The organism is Mesobacillus sp. (assembly GCF_057785455.1).
The window spans coordinates 1-21,629 of the sequence record NZ_JBYNSB010000024.1; the positions used below are offsets into that span (position 1 = coordinate 1).

Here is a 21,629-nt window from a genome sequence, read left to right on the forward strand (position 1 = left end):
GGTACAAAACCTCAAACAAATAGTCTGGTGGCGATGGCGAGAAGGTCACACCCGTTCCCATACCGAACACGGAAGTTAAGCTTCTCAGCGCCGATGGTAGTTGGGGGTTTCCCCCTGTGAGAGTAGGACGCCGCCGGGCACGCGAAGGAACAGCTGATATGGCTGTTCTTTTTTTGTGTATAGGAAATTATAAAATGTTATTGATATGGATAACTATATGGGTTGTCTTAATCCATCTCCAGCGCCTAGCCTCTCGAGACACTTGTCTAGCTGCGGCTCCTAACTCCTCGAGAGCTTCGGTCCTGACAATGAAGTCAAAGAACGACTTCACTGGCAGACCCTCCGACGGACACGATGTTCTAGTGCCGACGTTGCCACAGGACGTTGCGTTCTTAGTCGGCCAGTGCTTTTCGGAGCTGAATATTATTTTGATTGGAAATTGGATCAGTGCACTAATTTTACCGAATCATTCAATCAGCTTTGTTATTGCATAAGGGCTGTCCCGACTAAAATTACTATTTAAAATCAACCTAAATCACGCATAGTACACTGAATTTGTTGATGAATTGATAATAAACCAACCCTAAATTGTCATAAGACATACAAGGAAATGGAAAGTCAATCATAAAATATAAAACAATTAAACTTTCTAAAATATTATTCGGAAAATTGTATACAAATAGGGGCTCCTGGCAACAATAGGTGTACGGAGGTGGAGAATTTGGGTTCGCTTTTAGCAAGAAAACAAGTTGGGGAAACATGTGTCGTTTGCGAACAGACGAAAGTGGCTGGAATACACCTATATACTTCATTTATTTGCACAGAGTGCGAAAGCATCATGATCAAGACTGATACGAGTGATCCTAAATATAAATATTACGTGGAAAAGCTAAGGAAAGTTACCAATCCTGAGATCTATAGTTAAAAGCTCTTAATTAGAGCTTTTATTTTTTTTGCTGAAAATCAATGTTAGAATAGATAGGTATGAATTTGAATGTAAAAAGGTGAACGTATGGATCAATCTCAAACACCTTTGTTTGATCAATTAGTAAAGCATATAAAAGGAAAGCCAGTCTCTTTTCATGTTCCTGGCCATAAATTTGGGGATGTTTTTTTGAAAAAGGGACAGTCCTTTTTCAGTGATATCTTAAAACTGGATGCGACTGAAATCTCTGGGCTCGATGATTTGCACTCACCGGAGGGCGTTATATTAGAGGCGGAAACGCTGCTGTCGGATTTATTCAGGACAGAAAAAAGTTATTTTTTAATTAATGGGTCGACTGTTGGGAACCTGTCGATGATTATGGCAGCCCTTAAAGAAGATGATGTAGTGCTTGTACAGCGCAATTCACATAAGTCGATCATGAATGCCATTAGAATGGCCAAGGCAAGACCGGTATTTATCAGTCCGGATTATAACAGGGAATATGGTGTGGCAGGTGGATTGGGCCTTTCTGCTGTGAGAGAAGGAATTAAACTATTTCCTGATGCAAAGGCACTTATTTTAACTTATCCCAATTATTATGGATTAACATATGACCTTAAGAGCATTATTGATGAAGCGCATAGGCATGGCATCCCTGTATTGGTGGATGAGGCACATGGGGTTCATTTTACTGCAGGAGATTATTTTCCGGAGTCTGCCGTTTCGCTGGGAGCCGATATTGTAGTGCAATCTGCGCATAAAACCCTGCCGGCGATGACAATGGCGGCCTTCCTTCATTTTCAAACCAATTTGATATCGAAAAGCCGGCTGGAGTTCTACCTGCAGGCACTGCAATCGAGCAGTCCTTCTTATCCGCTGATGGCATCACTGGATATAGCGCGCAGCTATCTGGGAACATACAGCTTTGAGGATCTTCACTATCTTCAAGAGGAGATTGAGAGCTTCAGGAATGTGGTAAATACTTTAGAAAATGTAAAATTGCTACAGTCTAATGACCCTCTAAAAATGACTATTTCTGTTCGAGGCACCATGTCTGGTTTTGAGCTTCAAAGCATTTTAGAATCAAAGGGAATCTTTACTGAATTAGCTGACCCTTACAATGTGCTATTTGTTCTGCCCTTGCTGAAAAAAGGGATGGGCTTCAAGTGGAAGGAGACAGCAGCTAAACTTAAGGAGGCTGTAAGTGATAATCCTATTGGAGATGCCAATAGTGAGCAGCAAGCAACCCACAAAAAAATTGTATCCACACTAGCGGTTAGCTACAAAGAAATGGAAGGCCAGGCAATCGAGGCAGTTGAGCTTGAAACAGCCATCGGGAGAATCTGTGCGGAATCAATTATTCCTTATCCTCCCGGAGTTCCTTATTGTCTGCCGGGAGAAGCTTTAACGGATGAGGATATTCAATATATTACATATCTAAAAAAGGCCGGGGCTAAAATCCAGGGCGGAGAGCAGCTGGAGGCTGGAAAAATAAAAGTGTTTAAGAGTTGGAGGAAATAAAGTGGCAAACGGAATTTTTATTACAATAGAAGGCCCGGATGGTTCAGGAAAAACAACAATTATCAATATGCTCTCTGAAAATCTGGCAGAGCAGGGTTTTGATGTTATGGCAACAAGGGAGCCTGGAGGAATTGAAATCGCTGAGCAGATCCGGAAGGTGATTTTGGATACTAATAACACTGCGATGGACTCACGAACAGAAGCATTACTGTATGCAGCTGCAAGAAGGCAGCATCTAGCTGAGAAGGTGAAGCCGGCACTGGAAGCGGGTAAGATTGTTCTTTGTGACAGATTTGTTGATAGTTCACTTGCTTATCAAGGCCATGCGCGCGGACTGGGAATTGACGAGGTATATTCCATTAATAAATTTGCAATCGAAGATATGATGCCGCAGCTGACTTTATACTTTGATCTTTCACCAGAATTGGGACTTGAACGAATCAATAAAAATAAGGGCCGGGAAGTTAACAGGCTGGATTTGGAGAATCTTGATTTCCATAAAAAAGTGCAGGAAGGCTATATGATTCTTGCAGACAGATTCTCGGACCGGATTGTAAAGATTGATGCATCAAGAAAGCTTGAAGAAGTGTATGAGGAAGCTGAATCGAAAATTAAGGCTCAATTGAATAGATAAAGCATTGCCAGACAAGCCTTAGGTTCTTTTGAGGCTTGTTTTTTACAATTCTTTTTAAATAGATTATTGATTCACTTAGGTTAGCTGTGTTCGGGGATTAAGGCGCTTCCGCTTTACCTATTGGAAGCCTCTGGTATTTTTAGTTTAATTCATGTCTTGTCACGTTAATCCTGTTATAATGAGAATACAAATGTTACGGAATAAAATGTTGAAGGTTTACAAATAGAGCCTAGGAGGAACATGGATGAAATTAATTTTAGCAGTGGTCCAGGACCAGGACAGCAATCGTCTGTCGAATGCATTGGTTGACCATAATTTTCGTGCAACTAAGATGGCAAGTACGGGTGGATTCTTAAAATCGGGAAATACCACGTTTATCATAGGAACAGAAGACATCAGAGTGGAAAAGGCACTGGATGTCATCAGGGATAATTGTAAATCAAGAGACCAGCTGGTGGCACCGGTTTCGCCGATGGGAGGAAATGCTGATTCCTACGTCCCATATCCTGTGGAAGTTGAAGTTGGCGGAGCAACAGTATTCGTATTGCCTGTAGAGCAGTTTCATCAATTTTAATAGGCAGGCGCGGAGGTTTAGCAGCAGATGAAAATTAATCAGGATTTGCGTGTAAATGTTGATAAAGTACGCCAGGAACAGAAGCAGCAGCCAGGTACTGGGGTCAATTTTAATCAGCTTGTACAGAAGCAGGAGCACAAAATGCAGCTTGGACAGCTTCAGCAGCTAATGAAAGAAGTTGATTCAGCTGGTGAGCGGCTTTCAAGATCCCGGACATTTAAGGATTTGGCCAAGTTTAAAACACTTGTAAAACAATTTGTGAAGGAAGCTGTTAACTTTGGGATGGAGCTTAAGCATTCGCATAGCTGGAATCAGTTTGGAGAAGGCCGGGCGTTGAAGCTGGTGGAGACGATTGATGATAAGCTGGTTGACCTGACCGAAGAGCTGATGAATAAGAAAGATGAACAGATTGATATTCTCGGAAGAGTAGGAGAAATCAAAGGTTTATTGATTAATTTATATACGTAAGAGAGTGATCGCATTGGCAAAAACGTGGGACGAGCTGGAGGAATTGCAGCCAAATGTTTTAAAAATGATAAAAAACAGCATCCTGAAAAATCGAATAGCCCATGCGTATTTATTTGAAGGTATGAGAGGGACCGGTAAAAAGGATATCAGCATGCTGCTTGCAAAAAGTATCAATTGCCTGGCTCCAATCGACGGTTATAAGCCTTGTGAGAGCTGTTTGAACTGTAAAAGGATCAATAATGGCAACCACCCCGATATCCATCTTGTTGAGCCTGATGGACTGTCGATCAAGAAGGGGCAGATCCAGCAGCTGCAGGAGGAGTTCTCCAAAACAGGGGTGGAATCCAAAAATAAACTGTACACGATTGTCCATGCCGATCGCATGACGACGAATGCTGCGAACAGCTTGCTGAAATTTCTTGAAGAGCCCCATGCAGGGACAGTCGCAGTGCTGATTACCGAGCAGGCGCAGCAGATGCTTCCGACAATTTTATCCAGATGCCAGCTCATCAATTTCACGCCTTTATCTCCTAAAAATATGGCAGAACAGCTGGTTGCGAATGGGGTTAACCCGAATATGGCTCCCCTGGTGGCGCAGCTGACGAATAATTTGGAAGAAGCTTTGGAAATAAGTCACAATGATTGGTTTGCACAAGCACAAAAAATAGTGTTAAAATTATATGAAGTGCTAAAAAAGAATTCCCTGGAAGCTATGGTCACGCTGCAGGAAAACTGGTTTATGCACTTCAAAGAGAAAGAACAAATCGATCGAGGTTTGGATTTATTACTTCTTATTTTTAAGGATTTACTATACATTCAGCTTGGCAAGAAAGACCAGGCTGTGTATCTAAACGAAAGCTCACGTTTAGAACAGTTTGCATTACAGACATCCGGACGGCGTCTTACCGAACAAATGGCAGCCATTCTGGAGGCGAAGAGGAAGCTGCATGCCAATATGAATCCCCAGCTGCTCATGGAGGAGCTGGTGTTAAAATTGCAGGAGGGATCTACACTTGTATGATGTAGTAGGTGTCCGTTTTAAAAAAGCGGGAAAAATTTATTATTTTGATCCCGGTGATCTCTCAATTCAAAAGGACGAATTCGTTATTGTTGAAACTGTCAGGGGTGTAGAGTTCGGAAGAGTGGTTACTCCCCGTAAACAGGTTGGCGAGAAGGATGTAGTCCTGCCTCTGAAAAAGGTAGTCAGAATTGCGGATCAGAAGGATCGCCTTATTGTCGAAGAAAACAAAACAGCTGCAAAGGAAGCATATGATGTTTGCAGTGATAAAGTGAATGAACATCAGCTGGATATGAAGCTGGTTGATGTTGAATATACATTTGACCGCAATAAAGTCATTTTTTACTTCACGGCTGACGGGCGTGTCGACTTCCGGGAATTGGTCAAGGATTTGGCCTCCATATTCCGGACAAGGATCGAGCTTCGCCAGATTGGCGTCCGCGATGAAGCAAAAATGCTTGGCGGCATTGGCCCTTGCGGCAGAATGCTTTGCTGTTCAACTTTCCTGGGGGACTTTGATCCAGTTTCAATCAAGATGGCCAAGGATCAAAACCTTTCACTGAATCCTACGAAGATTTCCGGGCTATGCGGAAGGCTCATGTGCTGTTTGAAATATGAGAATGATGAGTATGAAACAGCGAAGGAGCAGCTTCCTGACCTGGGTGCTATGATTGTGACACCTAATGGTCCTGGAAAAGTAGTAGGACTTAATATCCTCGAACGGATAATGCAAGTTGATGTAGCCGGCCAGGAAAGAGTGCTGGAGTTCACACTTGAGGAAATACAGGAAGCAGGAGCTGTATCGTAACAATCATCCACAGATTAATGAGGTGGAACAAGTGGATAAAAAAGATATCTTTGACTCAGTAAGCAATATGGAATCACAAATAGGTGATTTATACAGTCAGCTTGGTGAGTTAAAACAGCATTTGGCAGAGATTCTTGAAGAGAATAACTCCTTGAAGCTGGAAAATGAGCATTTAAGACGTCGTCTGGATCAGTCCATTGGCAAAAAGGATCCAAACATTAAGAAAGGCGCTAAAGAGGACAGCAACTCCCTACAGAGCGAAAAAAATCTGGTAGATATCGGCGAGGGCTATGATAACCTTGCACGGCTATACCAGGAAGGCTTCCACATCTGCAATCTGCATTTTGGCAGCCCGCGCAAAGAGGATTGCCTGTTTTGTTTATCATTTCTTAATAAAAAATAATTGGCAGCCTTCCTGCATAGGGAAGGCTATTTTTATAAGGTTTTATTTTTGGCTGTTTTCGTAAAGATTGTTGTTAAAATCAAAAAGCCGATTTTAACGTGATAAAAGCCATTTTGTATGTCGGTACTAAGTTAGCAAGCTCTTTTCTCATAATAAGCGATAAGTTTGGGAAGAAACTTGAGTAATTCAATCCTATTTTGTTGTCAATAGCAACAAAGTTTGAGAAAAGAGCTTTATTTTTAAAGGAGCTTTTTAGTATGGTTAACCTAAAAGAAGATGAAAGACTGGATTATCTATTGGCGGAGGATTTAAGGATCATCCAGAGCCCGAATGTTTTTTCTTTTTCCCTTGATGCGGTGCTGCTCGCAAGATTCGTGTGGGTGCCGATCCAAAAAGGGAAGGTCGTCGACCTGTGCAGCGGCAATGGAGTCATTCCACTTTTCTTGAGCGCACGTACAAAGGGAACGATTATTGGAGTGGAGATACAGGAGCGATTATATGATATGGCTGTCCGCAGCATAGAGTATAACCAGCTTGGAGACAGGCTGCAAATGGTCCACGGTGATATAAAGGAGGCTCCAAAGCAGCTCGGCTTTGAAAAATATGATGTCGTGACATGCAATCCACCCTATTTTCCTACGCCTTCGAGGGAAGAAATCAATGAGAATGAGCATCTGGCAATCGCTAGGCATGAAATCCTTTGCACACTGGAAGACGCAATCAAGGCTTCAAGCCAGCTGGTAAAACAGGGAGGAAAGGTCGCATTCGTCCATCGTCCGGGAAGATTGATTGATATCATCGAGCTGATGAGAAAGTATCGCCTTGAGCCTAAACGGATTCAGTTTGTCTATCCAAAGGCTGGGAAGGAAGCCAATATCTTATTGATTGAAGCCATTAAGGATGGCAGTCCGGACCTTAAGATTCTGGAGCCGCTGATTGTCTATGATGAAAATAATGAATATACTCCTGTTGTGAAAGAGATTTTATATGGAAGCAGCTAATCATTACTTCTATGCATTACTTTGCCAGGATGGCAGCCTTTATGCAGGCTACACGAATAACCTCAGCCGCCGGCTCAAGATGCACAATGAAGGAAAAGGGGCTAAATACACCAGGGGCCGGGGACCAGTCCAGCTTCTGTATTCCAAAGCATTCAATGATAAAAGCGATGCCCTTAAAGCAGAGTATGAATTCAAGCAATGGACACGAAAAAAGAAGGAAGATTTTCTTTTAAAAGAAATGGGTGGATTATATGCAGCAGCAGAAAAGCTTTGAGCGTGAGCATGAAAAAGGAATCCTGTATCTTGTTCCAACCCCGATTGGCAATCTTGAGGATATGACCTTCAGGGCAATCAGGATCATGAAGGAAGCAGATTTGATTGCGGCAGAAGATACAAGGAACACGAAGAAGCTTTGCAATTATTTTGAGATTGAAACTCCGGTTACTAGCTACCACGAGCATAATAAGGAAAGCAGCGGGCATAAGCTGATTGAAAAAATAAAGGATGGCGCCAAGATTGCACTTGTAAGCGATGCGGGCATGCCAACGATTTCCGACCCGGGCACAGAGCTGGTGGCAGAAGCAATTTCAGAGGGCTTAACCGTAGTCCCACTGCCGGGAGCCAATGCGGCATTGACAGCTTTGATTGCCTCAGGAATCCTTCCACAGCCTTTTTATTATTATGGATTTTTACAGAGGGGCAAGAAGGAGAAAAGGAAAGAGCTTGAGGCATTGGCAAAACAGACAGCGACTATTGTCCTATATGAGTCGCCGCACCGGCTGAAGGAAACATTAAGTTTGATGTTTGAGGGACTGGGTGACCGAAGAATCGTTCTCTGCCGTGAACTGACGAAGAAATATGAAGAATTCATAAGAGGGACAATCGCTGAAGCTCTGGAATGGGCTCAGGCAGATGAAGTGCGCGGTGAATTTGTTTTGATCATCGAGGGATCAGCAAATGGTTCGTTGGATGAAGAAGAAACCCAATGGTGGGATGAATTAAGCCTTAATGAGCATGTTGAACATTATATAGAAGAAAAAAATATGAATTCAAAGGATGCCATTAAACAAACAGCTAAAGACAGGGGTATGCAAAAGAGAGATGTGTACCAGGCGTACCATATTCATGGATAAGAAAATATAAAAAAGGCCGTGGGAGGAACCACGGCCTTGTTGTATGATTTATTAAGCTTTTACAGGCTCGAAGCTTCCCTGAATTTCTTTAAGAAGCTGTTCAGCACCTTCACGGCTAAGGATCAGTTTGCCGCCTGCCAATGTGATGTTATTGTCTGAAACTTCACCAGTGATGTGGCAAGTCATGTTAGGCTTATATTTCTTCAGGATGATGCGGTCATCATCTACATAAATTTCAAGAGCATCCTTTTCTGCGATACCCAGAGTTCTTCTTAATTCGATTGGAATAACCACACGGCCAAGCTCATCAACTTTACGTACAATACCAGTAGATTTCATAGTAAAATAGTCTCCTCTCATTTTCCCCTATATAAGTTATCGTCATTTTTCGACATATTTTTTTCTATTGGTTTTATAATACCAGCGATTCCAATTACCGTCAATTAATTTATTTTTCTTTAATTAACAATTTTTAACACAGCCTGCAAACCTTTTTACATCAAGGTTTTACGATGGAAAATCCTTTGAATTAAAGGTTTTCGGCAGAATTATTGGCTGGGAGATCAACAAAAAATGTTTTTGTTATAATAATATTTACTCCGTAATTCGACAAATTTCTACATTTATTTCGACAAAATGTCATGAGTTTGTCATATTTACGTTACATTGCACAATTTCCATGGATTGGGTATATTTTGAGGATAGAAAAGGCAATCATTCTATTAGGCTTTTTATCCTTTTTTTGATTATGATGCACTGCTAAATGAGGCTGTTGATTTTCGTTCCAGGCGCTTCGCTTTCCTCTGAAGAATTATAAAAAAGCCCAACTGCCGGCTTTTTCATGAGCAAATTCTTCTTGGGGTGTTCGGTGAGCCTCCTCGTCGCTTTGCTCCTGCGGGGTCTCACCTGCCCACTACATCCCGAAGGAGTCTACGCGCCTTCCACTACAATCAACAGGATTTAAATTCAACAATGTGATTTAACAGAGTGATAATTAAAATAGCTGAAATTAAGCTGATGATTTTCGTTCCAAGCTTTTTGCTTCATGAAATGTTGTTAAATAACTTTATAGTGCTCTATTCTCCATTGATTTGGAAGCATGCCTTCATTGTTGTTTTGAATCTTTTAAGCTCTTGCCCGCGGGCAGGGGTTTTTTTGCAACAGAGTAGGAAAGCCAATGCATTAGCTGGTATAATAACTACTATTAGAATGAACTAGCAGTTTAGTTAAGGAGGATCTTCATGGAAGAGAAACTGAAAACCTTTTATCTTACAACACCTATTTACTATCCTAGCGGCAACCTGCACATCGGCCATGCTTACACGACGGTAGCTGGTGACGCTATGGCACGATACAAGAGGCTTCGCGGCTTTGATGTCATGTATTTGACAGGAACGGATGAGCACGGGCAGAAAATCCAGCGCAATGCGGAAGCAAAGGGCATTACTCCTCAGCAATATGTAGACGAAATTGTCGAGGGCATCCAGGAGCTTTGGGGAAAGCTTGATATTTCCTATAATGACTTCATCCGCACGACGCAGGATCGCCATAAGCAGATTGTCGAAAAGATTTTTGCCCAGCTTTTGGAGCAGGGGGATATCTACCTTGACCAGTATGAAGGCTGGTACTGTACTCCATGTGAATCCTTCTATACGGACCGGCAGCTTGAGGATGGAAACTGTCCTGACTGCGGGCGTCCCGTTGAAAAGGTCAAGGAAGAATCTTATTTCTTTAAAATGAGCAAGTATGCTGACAGGCTGCTGAAGTATTATGAAGAGAATCCAGAATTCATCCAGCCAGAGTCACGCAAGAATGAAATGATCAACAACTTCATCAAACCAGGACTTGAAGACCTGGCTGTGTCTCGTACGACTTTTGACTGGGGTGTAAAAGTCCCTGGAGATCCAAAGCATGTCATTTATGTATGGATAGATGCATTATCGAACTATATAACTGCGCTTGGCTACGGTACTGAGGATGATTCCAAGTATTTGAACTACTGGCCTGCGGATGTCCACCTGGTTGGTAAGGAGATTGTCCGTTTCCATACGATCTATTGGCCAATCATGCTGATGGCGCTTGATCTTCCGCTTCCTAAAAAGGTTTTCGCCCATGGCTGGCTGCTGATGAAGGATGGAAAGATGTCAAAATCGAAGGGGAATGTAGTGGATCCGGTTACGCTGATTGACCGCTATGGCCTTGATGCGCTCCGCTACTACCTGCTGCGTGAAGTTCCATTTGGTTCCGATGGTGTGTTCACGCCTGAAGGCTTTGTTGAAAGAATCAATTTTGATCTTGCCAATGACCTGGGCAACCTGCTGAACAGAACAGTTGCGATGATCAACAAATATTTCGATGGAGAAGTCCCTGCTTACAAAGGCTCCGAAGGGGAATTTGAAAAGCAGCTGCTGGAAGTAAATAAAGAGACGGTCCAGAAATACGAAGACGCGATGGAGAAAATGGAGTTTTCCGTTGCCTTGACGACTGTATGGCAGCTGGTCAGCCGCTGCAATAAGTTCATCGATGAAACTCAGCCATGGGTGCTTGCGAAGGATGAGGAAAAGAAAGATGAGTTAGCGAGTGTCATGGTCCATCTTGCTGAGTCTTTGAGAAGGGTTGCCGTTCTATTGAAGCCATTCTTAACAAGGACTCCTGATAAGATTTTTGCACAGCTGAATGTTCCGACCGAGTCACTTCAATCATGGGAAAGCCTAGAGAACTTCGGCGAAATTCCAGCAGGCACGAAGGTTGTACAGGGTGAGCCGATTTTCCCTCGTCTTGATTTGAAGGAAGAGGTTGAGTTTATCAAAGAGAAAATGCAGGGATCTGCTCCGGCCGCGGCTGCGCCTGTTGAAGAGGAAAAGCCTGAACAGCAGGAAGAAATCACGATTGATGATTTCATGAAGGTTGAGCTCAGAGTGGCAGAGGTCATTCATGCAGAGCCGGTTAAGAAGGCAGATAAGCTGCTTAAGCTTCAGCTGAACCTTGGATATGAAAAACGCCAGGTGGTTTCAGGGATTGCAAAATATTATAAGCCGGAAGACCTGATTGGCAAAAAGGTTATTTGCGTAACAAATCTTAAGCCGGTTAAACTTCGCGGAGAGCTTTCCGAAGGGATGATTCTTGCAGGTGAAAAGGATGGTGTGATGTCCCTTGCATCTGTAGATGATTCACTTTCAGTAGGCGCAAAAGTGAAGTAAAGAAATATAAGGAAAACCTGGAAATGTTCCATGTGTAACATTTTTCAGGTTTTTTCTTGTTTTTTATGTAAATCCTTACAATGATGTGCTCTATTTTTCGTTCATCATAGCCCGTCAATTGTCGGGTTTTTAAAAATCAGGGACCAATAATTTGACCACTGCTGCTTAAAAAAGTTATGATATCGACAAAACTTTATCACAATTTTTAAAACTTGGCTGCCTGTCCATTTCATATGAAATGCATGGCAGGTAAAATGAAACTGTGAGCAGTGCAGTAAAGGAGTTTGGAAATGCTTTTTGATACACACGTTCACTTAAACGCAGAACAATTCAACGAGGATCTTCAGGAGGTCATTGACAGGGCACTTGCGGATGGTGTAACCAATATGGTCGTTGTCGGATTCGATGAAGAGACGATCAAAAAAGCGATCGAGCTGGCGGAGACGTACGATTTTATCCACGCGAGTGTAGGCTGGCATCCAGTTGATGCGATTGACATGACTCCGGAACACCTCGAATGGCTTAAAGAGCTGTCAAGTCATCCAAAGGTTGTGGCTCTTGGAGAAATGGGGCTCGATTATTACTGGGATAAGTCGCCGAAGGAGATCCAAAAAGAAGTTTTCCGCAAGCAAATCAGGCTGGCGAAAGAAGTTAAGCTTCCAATCATCATACATAATCGAGACGCAACAGCAGACATAGTTGAAATTTTAAAGGAAGAGAATGCAGGGGAAGTCGGCGGAATCATGCATTGCTATAGCGGCAGTGTGGAAACGGCCCTTGAATGCATTGATATGAACTTCTACATTTCGCTCGGCGGACCGGTTACATTCAAGAACGCAAAGAAACCAAAAGAAGTGGCAGAAGCCATTCCATTGGAGCGTCTCCTGGTGGAAACAGATTGTCCGTATTTAACACCGCATCCATATCGCGGGAAGAGAAATGAACCGGCCTATGTAAAATTGGTCGCCGAAGAGATTGCGGGTCTCAAGGGGCTAACTCTTGAAGAGGTTGCAGAGGCAACAGCCCAAAATGCAAAAAAATTATTCGGCATAAAGTGATAGAGAATGTTGTCGATTTATCAGCAAGGTTGTCCAAAGATTTTGTGATTCTAAAAAGTTCTACATGTCTCACTTGGAACATAGGATAACCGTGTCGATAACTCTTGCTTTCCTTTTTATGGAGCTTCTAGCATAATAGGGATTACCTTTGGCAGGGGTGTCTGGGTTGACAAGTCGGCAACAATATCTTTATAATCACTCCGAGAAGAGGAGGCGTTTTTCATCGTGGTTAATAGTATGAAAAACCTGTTTTCCAAGACTTTGAGTAAGAAGAAGCTGGTGATTTTTTCTGCTAGTTTCCTAGTTTTTGCGGCTGCTCTGGGAATCTTCATGTATGAAGGAACCAAGAAGACCGTTGCATTGACCCTGGATGGACAGGAAAAAGTAGTTAAAACACACGCAGATACAATCCAGGAACTATTTAATGATCTCAATATATCATTACGCTCAGAGGACTATTTATCGCTGGCGGCAAACACGAAAGTAGAGCATAATCTAGCCATTGTGTGGAAGCCGGCAAAACAGGTAGAGGTAATACAAGGACAGGAAACGAAAACGTACTGGACATCAGCCGATACCGTCCATGACTTCCTGAAGGAACAGAAGATTGTTTTAAATGAGCACGACAAGTTAAACCTAAACCCAGACGCTAAACTGAAAAAGGATATGAAGATTGCCATTCAAAGAGCTTTCCCGCTGGCGCTTGTAGTAGGCGGAAAGAAGCAAGATGTGTGGTCGACTTCGACTACGGTCGCTGACTTTTTATCACAGCAAGGAATCACACTAAATGAATTAGACCGTGTTGAACCTGAGCTTAATCAGACAGTTACAGAAAATGCCGTGATTAATGTTATTCGAGTTGAAAAAGTCACCGATGTAGTGGAAGAACCAATTAAGTACGCAGTCATCACCAAAAATGATAAGCATCTGGAAAAAGGTAAACAAAAAGTCGTGACAGAGGGCCAGGAAGGATTGCGCTCCAAGCATTATGAAGTGATCCTGGAGAATGGCAAGGAAGTGTCAAGAAAACTGGTCAACGAGAAGACAATGAAGGAAAAACAGGATAAAGTCGTGGCAATGGGAACAAAGGTCATTGTGGCTCAGGTTTCCCGTGGTTCAAGCGAGCCTGAAGGCAAGGAAATTTATGTGTCTTCTACTGCGTATACGGCTAATTGCAATGGCTGTTCTGGTTACACAGCAACTGGACTCAACTTAAGGGCAAATCCAAATGCGAAAGTAATCGCAGTGGATCCGAGGGTTATTCCATTAGGTACAAAAGTATACGTTGAAGGCTATGGGTATGCAATAGCCGCTGATACAGGCTCTGCAATAAAGGGCTTTAAAATTGATGTCTTTTTCCCATCTAAATCGGATGCATTCCGCTGGGGAAATAAACGCGTAAAAATCAAAATCCTGAATTAATACATGGATGCAGGGGAGTTTTCCTCTGCATTTTTGTTTTTTAGCTTAAATCAGTTTAAGGTATAATAAGTAGAGTCTTAATCGATGTTTACCCGCCTGGCTAAAATTTAATCTAAAAAAGATTACACCTATATAGACGATTATATTGCAGAAATGTTTCAACTATTTCACAGAAAAAATAAAAAAATTTTAAATGGCAGCTGATGTTTTTTTTAACTTCTGCCAAGGATAAAAGCTCTATGGAGGAAACATGAAAATAAAAGAAATCATCGTTGTAGAGGGTAAGGATGATACGACTGCGATCCGCAGGGCAGTGGATGCCGATACACTTGAAACGAATGGATCTGCCATCAATGCGGAAACGATTGAAAGAATCCGGAATGCCCATGAAAAGCGCGGTGTCATTGTTTTTACCGATCCGGATTTTCCAGGTGAAAAAATCCGCAACACAATATCCGAAAATGTCCCCGGCTGTAAGCATGCGTTTATACCGCGGGAATTAGCAAAGCCGAAATCGGGCCGCGGGCTTGGAGTAGAGCATGCTTCCCCTGAAGTGATCAGGGAGGCACTGAAGGATGCCCAGGTGATGGATGCGGAAGCGGTCGAAGAAATTACCCATGAGGACTTGCTTGACGCTGGATTGGTTGGCGGCCCCGGTTCAAAAGAAAGACGGGAAAAGCTTGGCAAGCTTTTAAAAATTGGCTATACCAACGGCAAGCAGCTGCACAAGCGTCTGATGATGTTTCAGGTTAATAGACAGGATTTCGCGGATGCACTGGCAGAAATCCTTAAGGAGGAGCAAGATGCATAAAGATATAGCGACACCTGTAAGAACGAAAGAAATTCTTGATAAATACGGCTTTTCGTTTAAAAAGAGCCTTGGCCAGAACTTTTTGATCGATACAAATATCCTGAACCGGATTGTTGACCATGCAGAGTTAACCGAGCATAGCGGGGCAATTGAAATCGGTCCCGGAATTGGAGCACTGACCGAGCAATTGGCAAAAAGGGCTGAAAAAGTTGTGGCCTTCGAAATCGACCAGCGCCTGCTGCCGATCTTGGAAGATACACTTTCTCCCTATCCTAATGTGAAAATCATTCACAGTGATGTACTGAAGGCGGATGTCCGGGCAGTAATTGAAACGGAATTTGCCAGCCAGGAGGATGTAATGGTCGTTGCCAATCTTCCGTATTATGTAACGACACCGATCCTGATGAAGCTGCTTGAAGAAAGACTGCCAATCCGGGGAATTGTCTGCATGCTTCAGAAAGAGGTCGCTGACCGGATTTCGGCCAAGCCTGGTACGAAGGAATACGGCTCCCTATCTATTGCTGTGCAATATTATACAACTGCCGAAACAGTCATGATTGTTCCTAAGACAGTATTCATGCCGCAGCCAAATGTCGATTCAGCCGTCATAAGGCTGAAGCTGCATGATGAACCGCCGGTAAAAGTAAGAGATGAAGATTTCTTCTTCCTCGTGACAAGATCAAGCTTTGCACAGAGAAGGAAAACAATCCTCAATAACCTGACAAGCCAGCTGCCTGATGGGAAACAGAAGAAGGATAGCATTATTGCTGCCCTTCAGCAGGCTGGAATCGTGGAATCACGCCGCGGAGAGACCTTGTCGATTGAAGAATTCGCAAGACTGAGCGAAGCATTGTATCCATTTTTTCATTAAGATTTTTTTGGCCTGGAGAATCCAGGTCTTTTTTTATTGGAGCCTGCCTGCAATTACTTTATAGTTAAAACTCTTCTAGCCCTCATTTCCAAAATCACATGATTATGGGTGACTGCATAATTTATGAAGGAAAACCATTTTAGGCGGCCTGTGTTTGGGGCAATTGGAGTGACGATTAGTGAACATTAACCTCATGGATATCGTCGGCAGGGTTTCGTATCGTTGTGATATTATGTTCCGGGTTATCGATATCAAAGACATAAATGGCAAGAAAATCGCAATTTTATATGGTGAGGATTTCCGGCTGATTGCTGATGCGCCATACGAGGATTTATTGAAAATTGATCCTGGCGTGCGGATGAGGCTGACGCAGGAATTCAGGTCACTTGAAGAACAATCCTATAAGCTCTTTCGGCAGGATGTTGATTTGCTCCAGCAAAAGCAGGAATATGAGTCAACTGAGGGCTACAGCAAATCCTATAATTATTTTCAGATGCCGGGAAAGGTCCTCCATCTGGATGGAGACCCGAATTATCTGAAGAAGTGCCTGACATTATATGAAAAAGTGGGCGTACCGGTCTATGGCATCCACTGCAATGAAAAAGAAATGCCTGATAAGGTGGGTAAGCTGATCGACTATTATCGCCCCGATATTCTGGTGATAACCGGCCATGATGCTTATTCAAAATCCAAAGGGCCAATCGAGGATATAAACGCTTACCGCCATTCCAGGCACTTTGTCCAGACGGTAAGGGAAGCAAGAAGAAAGATTCCTCACCTTGATCAGCTAGTGATATTCGCCGGAGCCTGCCAATCCCATTTCGAATCACTGATCCATGCAGGAGCCAATTTTGCCAGCTCGCCATCACGGGTGAATATCCATGCTTTGGATCCAGTGTACATTGTAGCGAAAATCAGTTTCACACCCTTCATGGAGCGGATCAATGTCTGGGATGTTCTAAGGAATACGCTGACGGGAGACAAGGGACTCGGAGGCATAGAAACAAAGGGTGTACTAAGGACAGGAATGCCGTATAAAAAGAACGCGCCGGAGCTATGACTGAAGGCCCAGTCATAGCCCGGCGTTTTTTTATGGATTTAATGTACATATTTTAATGTGTTAAAGGCTACTCTAAAAATGTTGAAAATTAGAAGAAAAAGAAGATGAAAACATATTGACTTTTATTTTTAACAGCTGTTATAATTTATGTTTTTATTTGACGAAAGTGGTGTCAGCGTGTTATACTTTACACAGTGAGGTGGACCGAATGCCAAAAACATTATCGGATATCAAAAAAGCTCTTGATTCAAACCTAGGAAAAAGACTCTTGCTAAAGGCCAACGGCGGACGCAGAAAGACGATCGAACGTTCTGGTGTATTAGCGGAAACTTATCCTTCTGTTTTCGTTATTGAGCTTGACCAGGATGAAAATGCTTTTGAACGTGTTTCGTACAGCTACGCAGATGTTTTAACAGAAACGGTTGAAATTACCTTCTTTGAGGATACAACAGGATCAATGGCATTGAGCTAATATGGCTCAATGGGGTACAGGCAGTGGACTTTCGGGTTGGCTGCTTTTTATTTTGCCCAAAAATCCTTCTTACATTATTAGGCTCACATGAAAAACTCCTTTTATAAAAATACTAAAAAAGCCGCGATGGTGAAAGGAGATGGTTTTCGTGGGCAGAAGAAGAGGGATTATGTCTTACAGGTTAAAGGAAGAGCTTGCGAAGGAGCTTGGTTTTTATGATGTAGTCCAAAAGGAAGGCTGGGGCGGCATTAAAGCCAAGGACGCAGGCAATATGGTGAAACGGGCAATCGAGCTGGCTGAACAGCAGCTTGTGAACCAGAAGCACTGACCTGAAAAGGAAATTTCCAGGGACACTGCCAAACCGCCTTATTATTAAGGCGGAGAACGTAAAGTAATTTCCGCTTAGCTACCTGGCGGAAAAAGCTAAATACCAAACTAATTCAACTCCATCGTGGTGCCGGGGCAATCTTGCTCCGGCTTTTTTAGTTTTTTGTATAGGTTGCGGGAACGATGAGCTTAGGAGTCCACTCTCAAGATAATTTAAACGGATTTATTGCTTGCGAATTGTTATAGGAGCGGCTTCCAAGACAATTCAAACGGAAACATCGCATCCGAATTGTTATAGGAGCGGTTCCCAAGACAATTTAAATGGAAAAATGGTTTCTGAATTGTCATAAGAGCGGCTTCCAAGACAATTCAAATAGAAAAATGGTTTCTGAATTGTTATAGGAGCGGCTTCCAAGACAATTCAAATGGAAAAATGGCATGCGAATTGTTATAGGAGAGCCTCCCAAGACAATTCAAACGGAAAAATGGCATGCGAATTGTTATAGGAGCGGCTTCCAAGACAATTCAAATGAAAAAATGGCATGCGAATTGTTATAGGAGCGGCTTCCAAGACAATTCAAATAGAAAAATGGTTTCTGAATTGTTATAGGAGAGCCTCCCAAGACAATTCAAATGAAAAAATGGCATGCGAATTGTTATAGGAGCGGCTTCCAAAACAATTCAAACGGATTTATAGCTTGCGAATTGTTATAGTTGCGCTGCTCAAGACAATTCACATGGATAAATGGCTTCTGAATGGTTCTAAGCCAGCCGCTCGATGCAGTTCAAGCAGTTTTTTAGCAAATGAAGTGCACTGAGCCAGTCGCTCAATGCGTTTCAAGCTGAACCTTCGCCAATCAACTGGAATGAGACACCATTTAAATGAAAAATTAAAGGGTCTGCTCCATTCAATAAGCTGCACTAGTACCCCCATTTCCCCCTGATTCTCCATGAAATTACTGTATTCCCCATTATCCAAATGATAAAATAAAGGAATGTTTTGTGGAGATGAGTCTTACTTTTATCGTTTTGTGGTAAAATAGGACAAAATGTGGAATTCGTTAAAGTAGGTGGAAGCAGTGAAGATTTTAGTGAAGGCGCCAGCGAAAATCAATTTGTCGCTTGATGTATTGCATAAGCGTCCGGACGGTTACCATGAAGTGGAAATGGTTATGACGACGATTGATTTGGCTGACCGCATTGAACTTAGTTTACTTGAGGAAGACAGGATCGTGATCCATTCCCATAATAGATTTGTACCTGATGACCAGCGGAACCTTGCATACCAGGCGGCTCATTTGCTGAAGGAAAGATTCCGGGTGAAAAAAGGAGTAGTCATCGGAATTGAAAAGACCATTCCGGTTGCTGCCGGACTTGCAGGGGGCAGCAGTGATGCGGCTGCAACACTCAGAGGGCTTAATGAGCTCTGGAACCTTGGATTGTCGCTGGATGAGCTTGCGGTTCTGGGTTCGGAAATCGGTTCGGATGTTTCCTTCTGTGTATATGGAGGAACAGCGCTTGCAACCGGCCGCGGAGAAGTGATACAACAGCTTCCTGCTCCGCCGACATGCTGGATTGTCCTGGCGAAGCCTTTTATCGGCGTATCCACTGCTGAAGTGTATAGACGCCTGAATGTAGACAGCATTCAGCATCCGCCTACAAAAGAAATGATTTCGGCGATTGAAAATGGTGATTTTAAAGGCGTGTGCAATAGTGTCGGCAACGTTCTGGAAGACGTTACGCTGTCGTTATATCCTGAAGTAGCACAAATCAAGGACCAAATGAAACGGTTTGGGGCAGACGCTGTATTGATGAGCGGAAGCGGTCCTACCGTTTTCAGCCTTGTCGAGCACGATTCAAGAATGCATCGGATTTACAATGGATTAAGAGGCTTCTGTGATCAGGTTTTCGCAGTCAGGATGTTAGGTGAACGTCATAGCCTTGATTAAATCCGTATAATGGTGGTATATTAACCTTAAACATTCGGATTTTGGGGGTTCTTGAATGAAATTTAGACGCAGCGAGCGTTTGATTGATATGACGACATACTTGCTTGAACATCCTCGCCAATTGGTACCGCTGACTTATTTTGCCGAGAAATATGGTTCTGCCAAGTCCTCGATCAGCGAAGATTTGGGAATCATCAAGGAAACTTTTGAACAGCGGGGAATCGGCGTGCTGCAGACTGTACCTGGTGCTGCAGGCGGCGTCAAGTTCCACGTCAACATTCATGATGACAAAGCGAAGGAAATCATAAATGGCTTATGTACGGTAATGGCAAGCCCGGACAGGCTTTTGCCAGGAGGGTATCTCTATATGAATGATATCCTTGGCAATCCGGCTATTGTCCAGGAAGTAGGCAGGCTGCTTGCATCTGCTTTTGCCAAAAAGGATATAGAGGTTGTAATGACTGTAGCGACAAAGGGCATTCCGATTGCTTATGCTGTTGCGAGCTATTTAAATGTGCCTGTTGTGATCGTGAGACGGGACAGCAAGGTAACAGAAGGCTCAACAGTCAGCATTAACTACGTTTCCGGTTCATCGAAAAGAATCCAGACGATGGTGCTTTCAAAGCGCAGTTTAGCGCAAGGTTCCAAGGTATTGATCGTCGATGATTTCATGAAAGCCGGCGGCACAGTTAATGGAATGATCAATCTGCTCGAAGAATTCAATGCGGAGTTAGCTGGAATCGCTGTTCTGGTTGAATCTGAAAATATTGAAGAAAGATTGGTCGATGAGTATCTCTCCTTGGTCCGCCTTTCCGATGTGGATGTAAAAGAACGGAAAATCACAGTCAGTGAAGGAAATTACTTCATGCGGAAAGAATAGTACTAACATAGTGGCTTATTAAAAAAACACATGGGGTGAAAAAATGAATATTGTACAAACTTCAAATGCGCCAGCTGCGATTGGCCCGTATTCACAAGGTGTGGTCGTGAATAATCTATTTTTTAGTTCAGGACAAATTCCTTTGACTGCCGAGGGTGTAATGGTAGAAGGAGATATCCAGGACCAGACACATCAGGTCTTCAAAAACCTGAAGGCAGTGCTGGAAGCTGCCGGGGCTTCTCTGGAAACAGTCGTAAAAGCTACGGTATTCATTAAGAATATGGATGAATTCGCTCAATTGAATGAAGTATACGGAGAATATTTCAATACCCATAAGCCTGCCCGTTCGACAGTGGAAGTAGCTCGACTGCCGAAAGACGCATTGGTAGAAATAGAAGTAGTAGCGCTCGTTAAATAAACGGGCGTTTTTTTATTTTGGCTCTGTTAAACAGGCTGTTAATTTCCGTTCCAGGCGCTTCGCTTTCCTCGGAACAGAGTTTAAAAATCAAATTATTAAGAAAAAATGTCCCAGACTTACAACTTAAAAGTTTTTGACAAAAACCAACAAAATCTCTAAATAACAGACACAATATACGCTTCGTCAATAGTCGAAAAAGCCTAATTTTACTTCGGAACCCCAAATGTTAAGGCTTACAATAAGAAAATATTCATGGATTTGCTCTTTTTCAAAAAAAAATTTTAAAAAGAAAGAAGGAGTTTTGATTTCATTGTGGAATTATTTAACTAGAAATTTTATCTATTTGTAAAGGTGGTGAACAGAATGGAAGTAACTGACGTAAGATTACGCCGCGTTAATACAGATGGACGGATGAGAGCGATCGCTTCCATTACCCTTGACAACGAGTTTGTTGTGCATGATATCAGGGTGATTGATGGAAACAACGGCCTATTTGTTGCAATGCCAAGTAAACGCACTCCTGATGGCGAGTTTCGTGATATCGCGCATCCGATCAATTCGGGTACTCGCGGAAAGATCCAGGAAGCTGTGTTGGCAGAGTACCACCGCTTAGGAGAATTAGAGGTTGAATTCGAAGAAGCTGGCGCTTCCTAGAAATATAGTGCAAGTCACCAAG

24 protein-coding genes and 1 rRNA gene are annotated in these 21,629 nt (G+C 42.8%); 24 read left to right on the top strand and 1 reads right to left on the bottom strand.

Annotation, left to right across the window (positions count from 1 at the left end):
• The first annotated feature begins 23 nt into the window (after nt 1-23).
• The 12 genes from rrf to rsmI all read left to right on the top strand — a co-directional run bounded on the left by rrf (nt 24) and on the right by rsmI (nt 8,485).
• A 5S ribosomal RNA gene (rrf, locus tag AC3EBE_RS09165) occupies nt 24-139 on the top strand.
• Nucleotides 140-721: 582 nt separating this feature from the next.
• On the top strand, nt 722-925 hold the full coding sequence (locus tag AC3EBE_RS09170) for a sigma factor G inhibitor Gin (protein ID WP_488594724.1): 204 nt from the start codon (nt 722-724) through the stop codon (nt 923-925).
• An 87-nt stretch (nt 926-1,012) separates the two neighbouring features.
• Nucleotides 1,013-2,446 (top strand): aminotransferase class I/II-fold pyridoxal phosphate-dependent enzyme, encoded by a 1,434-nt coding sequence (locus tag AC3EBE_RS09175; protein WP_488594725.1) that lies wholly within the window; start codon nt 1,013-1,015, stop codon nt 2,444-2,446.
• Between the two features lies 1 nt (nt 2,447).
• Complete coding sequence (gene tmk, locus AC3EBE_RS09180) at nt 2,448-3,080, top strand: dTMP kinase (protein ID WP_488594726.1); 633 nt, start codon at nt 2,448-2,450, stop codon at nt 3,078-3,080.
• Between the two features lie 244 nt (nt 3,081-3,324).
• Entirely contained in the window at nt 3,325-3,654 is a 330-nt protein-coding gene (locus AC3EBE_RS09185; protein ID WP_488594727.1) for a cyclic-di-AMP receptor, read from the top strand.
• Nucleotides 3,655-3,681: 27 nt separating this feature from the next.
• The gene (locus AC3EBE_RS09190) at nt 3,682-4,122 is read left to right on the top strand and encodes a YaaR family protein (protein ID WP_488594728.1); all 441 of its coding nucleotides are present in this window, start codon (nt 3,682-3,684) and stop codon (nt 4,120-4,122) included.
• A 13-nt stretch (nt 4,123-4,135) separates the two neighbouring features.
• Nucleotides 4,136-5,143 (top strand): DNA polymerase III subunit delta', encoded by a 1,008-nt coding sequence (gene holB, locus AC3EBE_RS09195; protein WP_488594729.1) that lies wholly within the window; start codon nt 4,136-4,138, stop codon nt 5,141-5,143.
• A complete protein-coding gene (locus AC3EBE_RS09200; RefSeq protein ID WP_488594730.1) occupies nt 5,136-5,948 on the top strand; it encodes a PSP1 domain-containing protein in 813 nt (270 codons plus the stop codon). The genes holB and AC3EBE_RS09200 overlap by 8 nt, the downstream gene beginning before the upstream one ends.
• A gap of 31 nt (nt 5,949-5,979) precedes the next feature.
• Nucleotides 5,980-6,351: a DNA replication initiation control protein YabA gene (gene yabA / locus AC3EBE_RS09205; protein WP_488594771.1), complete on the top strand. Its 372-nt coding sequence runs from the start codon at nt 5,980-5,982 to the stop codon at nt 6,349-6,351.
• A 257-nt stretch (nt 6,352-6,608) separates the two neighbouring features.
• Nucleotides 6,609-7,352, top strand: coding sequence for a tRNA1(Val) (adenine(37)-N6)-methyltransferase (locus AC3EBE_RS09210; protein WP_488594731.1), 744 nt, complete (start codon nt 6,609-6,611; stop codon nt 7,350-7,352).
• Nucleotides 7,339-7,626 carry a GIY-YIG nuclease family protein gene (locus tag AC3EBE_RS09215; protein ID WP_488594732.1) on the top strand — a complete coding sequence of 96 codons (288 nt, stop codon included), beginning with the start codon at nt 7,339-7,341 and terminating at the stop codon, nt 7,624-7,626. Before AC3EBE_RS09210 ends, AC3EBE_RS09215 begins: the two co-directional genes overlap by 14 nt.
• On the top strand, nt 7,604-8,485 hold the full coding sequence (gene rsmI, locus AC3EBE_RS09220; protein ID WP_488594733.1) for a 16S rRNA (cytidine(1402)-2'-O)-methyltransferase: 882 nt from the start codon (nt 7,604-7,606) through the stop codon (nt 8,483-8,485). The genes AC3EBE_RS09215 and rsmI overlap by 23 nt, the downstream gene beginning before the upstream one ends.
• Nucleotides 8,486-8,536: 51 nt before the next feature.
• Here the strand turns inward: rsmI and abrB are convergent, their stop codons facing one another.
• Nucleotides 8,537-8,824, bottom strand: coding sequence for a transition state genes transcriptional regulator AbrB (gene abrB, locus AC3EBE_RS09225; RefSeq protein ID WP_079504177.1), 288 nt, complete (start codon nt 8,822-8,824; stop codon nt 8,537-8,539).
• Between the two features lie 902 nt (nt 8,825-9,726).
• Between abrB and metG the strand changes: the two genes are divergently transcribed.
• The 12 genes from metG to spoVG all read left to right on the top strand — a co-directional run bounded on the left by metG (nt 9,727) and on the right by spoVG (nt 21,607).
• Nucleotides 9,727-11,685, top strand: coding sequence for a methionine--tRNA ligase (gene metG / locus AC3EBE_RS09230; protein ID WP_488594734.1), 1,959 nt, complete (start codon nt 9,727-9,729; stop codon nt 11,683-11,685).
• A gap of 290 nt (nt 11,686-11,975) precedes the next feature.
• Nucleotides 11,976-12,743: a TatD family hydrolase gene (locus tag AC3EBE_RS09235; RefSeq protein ID WP_488594735.1), complete on the top strand. Its 768-nt coding sequence runs from the start codon at nt 11,976-11,978 to the stop codon at nt 12,741-12,743.
• Between the two features lie 237 nt (nt 12,744-12,980).
• Nucleotides 12,981-14,165 carry a resuscitation-promoting factor gene (locus AC3EBE_RS09240; RefSeq protein ID WP_488594772.1) on the top strand — a complete coding sequence of 395 codons (1,185 nt, stop codon included), beginning with the start codon at nt 12,981-12,983 and terminating at the stop codon, nt 14,163-14,165.
• A gap of 250 nt (nt 14,166-14,415) precedes the next feature.
• On the top strand, nt 14,416-14,976 hold the full coding sequence (rnmV, locus tag AC3EBE_RS09245) for a ribonuclease M5 (protein ID WP_488594736.1): 561 nt from the start codon (nt 14,416-14,418) through the stop codon (nt 14,974-14,976).
• Nucleotides 14,969-15,847, top strand: coding sequence for a 16S rRNA (adenine(1518)-N(6)/adenine(1519)-N(6))-dimethyltransferase RsmA (rsmA, locus tag AC3EBE_RS09250; protein ID WP_488594737.1), 879 nt, complete (start codon nt 14,969-14,971; stop codon nt 15,845-15,847). Before rnmV ends, rsmA begins: the two co-directional genes overlap by 8 nt.
• Before the next feature lie 193 nt (nt 15,848-16,040).
• Entirely contained in the window at nt 16,041-16,907 is an 867-nt protein-coding gene (gene yabG / locus AC3EBE_RS09255; protein ID WP_488594773.1) for a sporulation peptidase YabG, read from the top strand.
• 208 nt (nt 16,908-17,115) lie between these two features.
• The gene (veg, locus tag AC3EBE_RS09260; protein WP_125481632.1) at nt 17,116-17,379 is read left to right on the top strand and encodes a biofilm formation stimulator Veg; all 264 of its coding nucleotides are present in this window, start codon (nt 17,116-17,118) and stop codon (nt 17,377-17,379) included.
• A 148-nt stretch (nt 17,380-17,527) separates the two neighbouring features.
• Complete coding sequence (locus AC3EBE_RS09265; protein ID WP_488594738.1) at nt 17,528-17,707, top strand: small, acid-soluble spore protein, alpha/beta type; 180 nt, start codon at nt 17,528-17,530, stop codon at nt 17,705-17,707.
• A gap of 1,078 nt (nt 17,708-18,785) precedes the next feature.
• A complete protein-coding gene (ispE, locus tag AC3EBE_RS09270; protein WP_488594739.1) occupies nt 18,786-19,655 on the top strand; it encodes a 4-(cytidine 5'-diphospho)-2-C-methyl-D-erythritol kinase in 870 nt (289 codons plus the stop codon).
• Between the two features lie 55 nt (nt 19,656-19,710).
• Nucleotides 19,711-20,535 (top strand): pur operon repressor, encoded by an 825-nt coding sequence (gene purR, locus AC3EBE_RS09275; protein WP_488594740.1) that lies wholly within the window; start codon nt 19,711-19,713, stop codon nt 20,533-20,535.
• Between the two features lie 43 nt (nt 20,536-20,578).
• Nucleotides 20,579-20,953 (top strand): RidA family protein, encoded by a 375-nt coding sequence (locus tag AC3EBE_RS09280; RefSeq protein WP_488594741.1) that lies wholly within the window; start codon nt 20,579-20,581, stop codon nt 20,951-20,953.
• A 363-nt stretch (nt 20,954-21,316) separates the two neighbouring features.
• Entirely contained in the window at nt 21,317-21,607 is a 291-nt protein-coding gene (gene spoVG, locus AC3EBE_RS09285) for a septation regulator SpoVG (RefSeq protein ID WP_003347151.1), read from the top strand.
• Nucleotides 21,608-21,629: the final 22 nt, after the last annotated feature.